General features: G+C 61.6%; 6 protein-coding genes. 1 reads left to right on the top strand and 5 read right to left on the bottom strand.

The genetic code is table 11. The annotated features are described in order from the left end of the window. Nucleotides 1-180: 180 nt before the first annotated feature. The 5 genes from RMN99_RS13315 to RMN99_RS13295 form a co-directional block, all read right to left on the bottom strand. A complete protein-coding gene (locus RMN99_RS13315) occupies nt 181-1,932 on the bottom strand; it encodes a D-aminoacylase (RefSeq protein WP_309623810.1) in 1,752 nt (583 codons plus the stop codon). Between the two features lie 114 nt (nt 1,933-2,046). After that, complete coding sequence (locus RMN99_RS13310; RefSeq protein ID WP_309623809.1) at nt 2,047-2,838, bottom strand: DUF2971 domain-containing protein; 792 nt, start codon at nt 2,836-2,838, stop codon at nt 2,047-2,049. A 155-nt stretch (nt 2,839-2,993) separates the two neighbouring features. Beyond that, nucleotides 2,994-4,304 carry an FAD-dependent oxidoreductase gene (locus RMN99_RS13305; protein ID WP_309623808.1) on the bottom strand — a complete coding sequence of 437 codons (1,311 nt, stop codon included), beginning with the start codon at nt 4,302-4,304 and terminating at the stop codon, nt 2,994-2,996. A 4-nt stretch (nt 4,305-4,308) separates the two neighbouring features. Next, nucleotides 4,309-5,142: an alpha/beta fold hydrolase gene (locus RMN99_RS13300; protein ID WP_309623807.1), complete on the bottom strand. Its 834-nt coding sequence runs from the start codon at nt 5,140-5,142 to the stop codon at nt 4,309-4,311. Nucleotides 5,143-5,156: 14 nt separating this feature from the next. Further along, the gene (locus RMN99_RS13295; RefSeq protein WP_309623806.1) at nt 5,157-6,854 is read right to left on the bottom strand and encodes an alpha/beta fold hydrolase; all 1,698 of its coding nucleotides are present in this window, start codon (nt 6,852-6,854) and stop codon (nt 5,157-5,159) included. 159 nt (nt 6,855-7,013) lie between these two features. Between RMN99_RS13295 and RMN99_RS13290 the strand changes: the two genes are divergently transcribed. Then, nucleotides 7,014-9,496, top strand: a 2,483-nt coding sequence (locus RMN99_RS13290; protein WP_309623805.1) for an EAL domain-containing protein, incomplete at its 3' end; no start/stop codon positions are given.

Raw genomic sequence — 9,496 nt, 5'->3', positions numbered from 1 at the left:
CCCCCAAACAAATCAACGGTTTGTAAATTTTCCTGCCCCTAAACAACCCCCAGCCCCGGGGGGGGGGGGTGGGGGGGGGGTCGCCCCCCCCACTGGCTGCCCTTCACCGATTTCGACGCCCCCCCCCCCCCACCCCCCCCCCGGCGGGGAGGGGAGCAGGTTGGAGCGAACCTTAAATTTTTATTCCGCCGCTTCGAGCATCGCTGCCATTTGCGGGCCGCGGATCAGACCGCCGGGGGTGGCACCGGTCCAGGTGCCGTTCTGGAAGGTGACCACGCCGCCCTTGATCGTGCAGTCATAGCCTTCGGCCTTCTGCAGCAGGCGCTTGCCGCCCGCCGGCAGATCAAACGCCAGCCACGGCTTGCCCAGCTTGATCGCGTCCATATCGATCACGTTGATATCGGCGAGATAACCCGGTGCGAGCACGCCACGATCGTGCAGGCCGTAAAGCCGCGCGGTATCGTTGCACTGGCGCTTCACCGCGTTTTCGAGCGTGATCGTGCCGCGCTTGCGGTTCTTCACCCAATGTTCAAGCATGAAGGTCGGGCTGGCGGCATCGCAGATCGTGCCGCAATGCGCGCCGCCGTCGCTCAGCGAATTGACGCAATCGTCGCTGTTCTGCAGCGCCTCGAGGAAATCGAGATTGCCATCGGCATAGTTGAGGATCGGCAGGTAGATGAAGCCCTTGCCGTCGTTTTCGCACAGCAGATCATAAGCATATTCATCGCCCGTCTTGCCCGCAGCTGCGGCGCGTGCAGCCACACTTTCATCGGCCTGGGGTTCATAGTTAAACGCAGGCCCCATTTCGAACTGCATGGTCCAGCCGCAGCAGACCACCTGGATCAGCCCGATGATGTCCTGGTTGACCTCGGAATAGTCGCTGGTTTCGGACAGGACCTGTGCCCTGAAGGCGGAATCGAGCAGCTTGGCTTTCTGCTCCTCCCACGGCAATTCGGCGATCGCCTGATAGCTGGGCTTGAGCCGGAACGGGTGGACCGTCCCTTGCCAGGCCATGACGATGCCGTTGCCGCGCAGCGCAATCTGGGCGACGATGTTGGCGCCGTTATCGTTCTCGGCGCGCATGTTGGCGATCTGCTCGTCGAGCGACTGTTCCTTGGCGATCGATTGCAGCGCAGCAAAGGTGCAGGGCAGGCCGGTTTCGCGGCTGAGCGCGCCCATCCAGCCAAATTCGTCCCATTCGCGGCGCATGTCGCTGGCCATTTCGAACACCCCGTGGCCGACCCGGCCCATCGCCCGGCCGATCTCGATCAGTTCTTCCTTGGTGGCGGTGGTGCCGGGCACCACTTCGCCATTGATCGAGCGGTGCAGCACGGTGCGGCTGGTCGAAAAGCCCAAGGCCCCGGCGCGCACGCCTTCCTCGACAATGTCGGCCATCCTGGCGATATCGTCGGTGGTGGGGATCGCGCCGGGCCGTTCGCGGTCGCCCAGCACATAGGCGCGCACCGCGCCGTGCGGCACGTGGGTGCCGACATCGACGCTGCGCGGCATTTCTTCCAGCGCGTCGAGGTATTCGGGGAAGGTTTCCCAGTTCCACTTCATGCCCTCAGCCAGCGCGGTGCCGGGGATGTCTTCCACCCCTTCCATCAGTTCGATCAGCCACTTGTGCCGATCGGGCGCGGCGGGGGCAAAGCCGACCCCGCAATTGCCCATCACCACCGTGGTCACCCCGTGCCAGCTGGACGGCGCCATTTCGGCATCCCAGGTCGCCTGGCCATCGTAATGTGTGTGGACATCGACCCAGCCCGGCGAAACGACCTTGCCCGCAGCGTCGATTTCCTGCGTCGCATCACCGTGGACCGTGCCGACCGCAGCGATCAGCCCGTCCTTGACGGCAACATCGCCAGTGAACCGTGCTTCGCCGGTGCCATCGACGATGGTGCCATTGCGGATGATCAGATCGTAGGTTGCCATGGGCTCTCTCCGGAATGCCGCGACTCTTGTGCGCGCGACTTTAACCGGGCGATTAAATCATGGACTGGGGGTTGGGGCAAGGGGTTGCATTGAATCCGCGCACGATCCGATGGCTTAGCTTCTCAACGGAATCAGCGAAGCCGAGATCCTTTTTTCGGGCTCACTCACTCCCGCGTCCTTCAACGCTGAAAGCAAAGCAAAGTGCAATGTCATTGGCGACTCGCAAGGGCCAATAATCACTCTCTCGATCAATGAGTTGGGCGCTACTCCAACTACCTCCAACTTTACGTCATCTTCCAAGGAAAGTTCGACTATCTCTTGAGGAAGCCCTCCAATGACTTCAATTTTGGAATTCACCCATTTCGAAAGCCCGTCGATCTCAGGCGTGTGAAATACACGCCACTCCTTTTCTTCCCTGAATCCGGGATGTTTGATGCAGAGACAGAACATTCGAAAGCAATGAAACATCCACCCCTTCGCGTCTTCGAAATTCAAACTCCGAAGTATTTCGGTGTTTTCCTCCAGATTTCTGACCCACTGCGTAAACCATTTTGTAAATTCATCAGGCGTTTGGTATAAAACGGGCGCTGACGAAACCGCCATTTTATCCGTTTCACTTGAGAATATTGTTGGATTTAGCACTACTGCGACGCCAGATCGACCGCCATATGCTCGCCACATCGACAGTCTTCCAAATATATCCTCGTCATCGTCGTGCTCTGACAAAGAAGTAATAAACGTTCTGTTTTGTATGTTGAAGGCGTGACCATCAAAAAGTCTTTCAAGTTCCTTGCTCATTTGAGGCCAAAGATCATCGATCCACGTCCTCAACGATTCACCCGATTCAGTATTCCATGCCATCTGCAAGCAGCTAAGACCGTGCTGGATTTCGGAGAAATCATTCATCAGCCGTGCGTTCCGAAGCCTCCATCTGCGAGACTTTAGCACTGAGAACAATGCCTCTGCGCTGGTGTAGTGGACTAGTCGCTTGCCTCCGAGGACAGGACCGGCTGCCTCAAGGAACTTTGGCATGAAAATTTGTTGAAGCGGTGGGGTTTCCATTATTCCCCTCGTGCCCTGATCATTTCGGCTACATCGACAAACTTTTCGCGCGGCGCACCGTCGCGGGCGCGGGCGGCTTCGGCTTCCTCGATCTTCTTCCAGTCGCGGAACGTGACCACGTCGAGTTTGCGCTCTTCGGCCAGCTTGTCGAACCCGGCGCGGCCGTGCTTGCCGGTGCCAGCGCCGATATCCTCGGCGATCCGTTCGACCACACTGAAGCCGTCGGGGCGGTTGGTGCCGATCGTGCCCGATGGCCCGCGCCGGGCCCAGCCGACGCAGTACAGCCCCGGCAGGATCCGGCCTTCGGCGTTGGCGAAGCGCCCGGCGCTTTCCTCGAAGGGGACGCCCGGGATCGGGCTCGATTTGTAGCCGATACAGGTGATGACAAGGCTGGCAGGCACAACGTAGGTTTCGCCGGTGCCACTGGCGCGGCCGTTGCTGTCCAGTGCGGTGCGTTCCACCTCCACGCCGCTTACCTGACCTTCGCCAAGGATTGCCTTGGGGCTGGCGAAGAAATCAAACGCGATCTCGACCGGCTTGTCAGCGCGGAACGCTTCGGGGATGGCGGCAAAGCTGCGCAAGTGGGTGACCGATTTGCGCTGGCCGGGCTCAAGGAACAGGTCTTCGCCTTCCTCGGGAAGATCGGCGGGATCGACGCGCGGGCAGGCGCGTTCAAGGTGGCCCAGTTCGCCCAGTTCCTTGGGCGTCATCGCGATCTGGTGCGGGCCGCGCCGGCCCAGGATCGTAACCTGTTCGACATGCGATTTGGCCAGCGCATGAAGCGCGTGGCCGACGATATCGCTGCCGGTAAATTCGCCCGCGGTCTTGGTCAGGATCCGCGCCACGTCGAGCGCGACATTGCCGTTGCCGATCACCACGGCGTGCTTGCCGGAGAGGTCCGGGTTGAGCTTCGCGAACTGCGGGTGGCCGTTGTACCAGCCAACGAAGGCCGCGCTGCCGAAGACGTTGCCCAGTCCTTCGCCGGGAATGCCGGCCGGGCGATCGTTGGGCGCGCCGGTGGCCAGCACCACGGCGTCGTACAGCCCTTGCAGTTCGGCCACGGTCACATCCTCGCCGATCATGACATTGCCGACGAAGCGCACGTTATCGAGCTGCGCGGTAGTTTCATAACGCCGCGAGACGCCCTTGATCGACTGGTGATCGGGTGCCACTCCGGTGCGGATCAGGCCATATGGCACCGGCAGCATATCGAAGATATCAACCCGCACATCATCGCCCCACTGCTTCTGCGCGGCCTCGGCGGTGTAGTAGCCTGCGGGGCCCGAACCGATGATCGCGACGTGGCGCATACGGTTAGGCTGCCTTCTTGCCTTGCCGGTCCGGTGCACCCAGAAACCCGCGCAGCGACGAGATCGTCTGTTCGCGGTGAGTCAGCATGAACAGGTGCCCGCCTTGCTCGAAGATCTCCAACCGGCTGTTGGGGATCAGGCTTTCCAGCAACCGGCCGTTGATTGGCGGGACGATCTGGTCCTCATCGCCCATCATGATCAGGGTTTCCTTTTTGAGGAACGGCAGCGCCGGCATGCTGGTCCAGCCCATCATGCACAGCAGCTGATAGACGTAGCCGCGCGGGGTGGGCGGGGTCAGGCGGTTGATATGTTCAGCCTTGCCGCCGGTCAGCCCGCCGTAGAGCGTGCGAAAATGCTCCTCCATGAAAGCAGCGTCGACATAGCGGCGCGGGTTGGCCATCTTGGTCAGCGCGGCGGGATTGCCCGGCACCATGATCATCCCCGCAGTGGTTGCTGCCAGCACCAGGCGGCGCACGTGATCGCCGTGCTGCAGGGTGAAATGCTGCGCCATCGCGCCGCCCCAGGATATGCCCATCACATCGACCAGCGGCGCATCGAAGCGTTTGAGCAGCTCGTTGGCAGTCCAGCTCATGGTGAAGGGATTGTAGGGGACCAGCGGTTCGGGGCTGCCGCCAACGCCCGGCATATCGAACATGATGAATGGCCGTTCGGTCAGCGCCTCGGCCAGCGGGGCTACCGCTTCGATATTGGCGCCAATGCCGTTGAAGAACAGGATCGGCACGTGCTCACTGGGCTGGTCCCAGCGCCAGCGCGCGACGCGCAAGGTGCGCCCGCCGACCTGTTCCATCGAGAATTCGGCGGTAATGTCATTGCTCACGAAATGGATATTCCTCAGCATTGTTCGAGAACGTAGAGACCGGGCGCCGCTTCCATCGGCGGGTGCTTCTTACTGCCCAGTTTGGCCGGAGCCGTCACTTTCTTGCCCGCCCGCGCTTGCAGCCATGCCATCCAGTAGGGCCACCAGCTTCCGGCTACTTCTTCGGTCCCCTTCAGCCATTCGTCAACGTCCGCCGCCGGATGACCCGGCTTTTTCGACACATAATACTTGGCCTTGGGATTGCCCGGCGGGTTGAGGATCGCCTGCATGTGGCCGGCCTGGCTGAGCACGAAGGTGACATCTTTCGATCCGAACAGCTGGGTCGAACGATAGCAGGCCCGCCACGGGGTGATGTGATCGGTGGTGCCGCCCAGGATGAACAGGTCGCTGGTCACCTTGCTGAGGTCGATCGGATGATCCGCCATAGTCACCGCGCCCTGCTTGGTGAAGGCCAGCGTTTCGAACAGATGCAGGAAATCACCCATCAGGCTGGCCGAAAGGTTGGTGGCATCGGCATTCCAGAACAGCACGTCGAAGGCTGGCGGATCATCGCCCATCAAGTAGTTGTTGATCACATAGTTCCAGATCAGGTCATTGGGACGCAGCCAGGCGAAGCCGCGGGCCAGATCGTTGCCCTTGATGACCCCGGCCTTGGCGGCGCGCTTCTTGGCCAGTTCAAGGCCATTGGCGGTCATCAGCGATCCGGCTTCGATATCGTTCTGCTTGGGGTGGAGCACGGTGACCATATAGGTCAGCGCGCCCAGCCGTTTGTCGCCCGCCGCCGCCATCTTGCTGGCCAGGATCGAGCCGGTCTGCCCGCCTGAACAGGCGCTGGAAATGTTGACGCGCGGCGCGCCGGAAATCTCGCAAACCAGATCGACCGCTTTCATGCAGCTGGCGATGTATTCGTCCATCCCCCAGACCCCTTCCTCCTTGACCGGGTTCTTCCACGAGATGACGAAACACTGGATGCCGTTGTCGACCTGCCATTTGACCACAGATTTTTCGGGGCTCAGGTCATTGATGTACATCTTGTTGATCTGCGGCGGAATTGTCAGCTGCGGGATCGCGTAAACCTCGTCCGTGGTCGGCGCATAGTGGATCAGTTCGAACATCGCATCGCGGTAGACCACCGCGCCTTTCGATGTGGCGATGTTCTCGCCCAGCTTGAACGGCTTCTTGTCTACCATCGAGACCATGCCATGGTTGTTGACCATGTCATCATAGGCGTTTTTCAGGCCCTTGATCAGGCTCAGCCCGCCGCTGTCGATCACCCGCTTTTGCGCAGTCGGATTGCCAATCAGGCTGTTGGTAGGGGCCAGCCCGTCGATGATGATGTTCGAGATAAAATTGGCCCGGTCGCGCTCCAGATCGTCAAGGTCAAGGTCTTCGAGCCATGACTTCATTCCCTTCTGCACCGCGAGATAATACTGCGCGCCGGCGCGGAAGAACGGGTTGTACTGCCAGGCCGGGTCCTTGAACCGCTTGTCCTTGGGATCGGGTGCCAGCGCGCTCTTGCCGGAAAGGATCTGGACCAGGTCATCGCCGAAGCTCGTCATGTGCCGGACGGTGCGTGCGGGATCGGTTGCCGTTTCGCGCAGCAGCAGCGCCACCGCGCCGACAAAGTCCTCGCGCGCCAGGCCAACCAGCGGGCCAAGCGCCGTCGTCGATTGGGCCGCCTCGTTCTCGAGCGTCGTTTCGCCTTTGGCCATGCCTTCACCCCGATGCCTGTTATTGCTTGGCGCGGACCATGCCCTTGGCCTCAAATCATTGCAAGCGCGGCTCTCTCGGCAGCGGAATTGCACGCGATCTCTAGCGAAAGATTGGTAAATTTAACACTTATGCAAGCGCTTGGGTGGCATGAGAGGGTCATGTCAGTACGACCGGCATTGGCGGCCGAAGAGCAACCTGACGCGCATGATGATCGCGCGGAGGCACCGCTGCGCCCGGTTGCGGAGCTTGTCCGCACGGCCAAACCGCACGCAAACCTGCACAATCTGGCCAAGACCAAGCGCGGCAGAACCAGCCGCGGCGGGCTCAAGGAAACGATCGAGCCGAACTGGCAGCTGATGGCCCCGGTCTATGTCCTGGCCTCGATGTTGATGGGTGCGATTACCCTGTCGCTGCCACCGACAAGCACGCTCCTGATGCTGGGTGCAGCCATGGCCAGCGCCGCGTTCACGCCCAAAGCCACCAAGCTGGAGCGGACCCGGCTGGACGATTCCAGCCGACGTGCCGCGCTGGCAACGGCGGTTTGCGGGCTACCGATGCTGCTGTTCGGGCTGGGGATCGGGCGATGGACCGAATTCAGCGGCGCGCGCTGGGCGGATGCGATCGGGATCCTGGTGATCGTCGGTGCGCTCGCTACGATCATCCTCAACCGCAAGATTGCCAGCATCATCACGTCGCAGGTTGCGTTGTGGCTGGGCGTAGCCGCAGTTACCGGATCACGCGGTGCATTCATGGCGCTGGCTGCGGGCATGGCCGTGGGGGTTTACACCACCGTGCGCCAGGCACGCGCCGACCGTGACGCCGAATTCAAGGACAGCGAACGCCAGCGCACGCAATTGCGGGCCGAGGAAATCCTCCACGATTTCGAACAGACCGGGCAAGGCTGGTTTTGGGAAACCGATCGGCGCGGACATCTTGTCTATGTCTCGCCGCCGATCGGCGAGGCGCTTGGCCGCCACAGCGACAGCCTGCTGGGCCGACCGATTGCCGAACTGTTCGACGAAAATCAGCAAGGCCAGGAAAACGAACGTACTTTGTCGTTCCATCTCAGCGCGCGCTCGGCGTTCGGCGATGTTGCGATGCGCGCCGCCGCCCAGGGCGAGGAACGCTGGTGGTCGATCAGCGGACGCCCGCTGTATGATCCCTTCGGCAATTTCCTCGGTTTTCGAGGGTCCGGCAACGATCTGACCGAAAAGCGGCGTTCGCAAGAGAACGCCTCGCGGCTGGCGCATTACGATTCGCTGACCGGCCTCGCCAATCGCCTGCAGACATCGCAGACGCTCGAGAAGATCCTCGCCGCGCCCAACCTTGAGCATCGCGCCTGCGCGGTGTTCCTGCTCGATCTCGATCGGTTCAAGCAGGTAAACGATACCATGGGCCACCCCGCCGGTGACACCTTGCTGACCCAGGTGGCCAGCCGCCTTGAGCGGTCGGTCGGTCAATACGGCCGGGTCGGACGCCTTGGCGGTGATGAATTCCAGGTCATCCTGCCTGGCCGCCACCGCCGCGAAGACCTGGCCCAGCTGGCCACGCGGGTCATTCGTGATCTGTCCGAACCCTATTCGATCGACGGCCACCGTGTGGTGATCGGCGCATCGATGGGGGTGGCGCTTTCGCCCGATGACGGGGTGACTGCCGAGGCGATCATCCGCAATGCCGATCTGGCGCTTTATGCCGCCAAGGATGGCGGACGCGGGCGCCACCATTTCTACGCGGCAGACCTGCACACCGATGCTGAAGAGCGCCGTCAGCTTGAACAGGATCTGCGCGACGCACTGGCGCAAGGCGGGCTTCGACTGTTTTATCAGCCGGTGGTCCACACCTCGACCGAACGGATCACCGGGTTCGAGGCGCTACTGCGCTGGACCCACCCGACCCGCGGGCCGATTTCACCGGCCAAGTTCATCCCGATTGCCGAGGATTCGGGTCTGATCGCCCAGATCGGCGAATGGGCACTGCGCACCGCCTGCCACGATCTGGCCAAGCTGCCCGAGTCGGTGCGCGTCGCGGTCAACGTGTCGCCGCTGCAATTCTCCAATCCGGCGCTGCCCGCGATCATCACCAACGCCCTTGCCTCGGCACAGGTTAACCCCGCGCGGCTCGAACTGGAAATCACCGAAAGCGTGTTCCTGAACGATGACGAGGGCACTGATGCCATGTTCGCTGCGCTCAAACGCGTGGGCGTGCGCCTTTCGCTCGATGATTTCGGAACCGGCTATTCCTCGCTCGGTTATCTCAAGAAAGCGCCGTTCGACAAGATCAAGATCGATCAGAGTTTTGTGCGCGGCGCGACCATCACCGGCAGCCGTAACGGCGCGATCATCGCCTCGATTGTCAGCCTGGCCGAAGCGCTGGGTATGGAAACCACGGCTGAAGGCGTCGAAACGCTGGACGAGCTTGATCTGGTCCGCATGCTCGGCTGCAGCCATGTCCAGGGATATATCTACGCCAAGCCGCTAAGCTTCGACGATGCAGTCACCCGGTTGCAGACCGGACTGACCGCGATTGCGATGGGCCCACGCGCGGCCCGCGCCAACCGCCACACCATGCTGCGCAAAATTGTGCTCGATCACGGCGGGCAGCACTATCAAGGGACGATCCGCAACATCTCTGCCACCGGGGC

Source organism: Novosphingobium sp. (assembly GCF_031417815.1).
GTDB lineage: Bacteria > Pseudomonadota > Alphaproteobacteria > Sphingomonadales > Sphingomonadaceae > Novosphingobium.
This window is presented reverse-complemented; position numbering and strand designations above follow the sequence as displayed.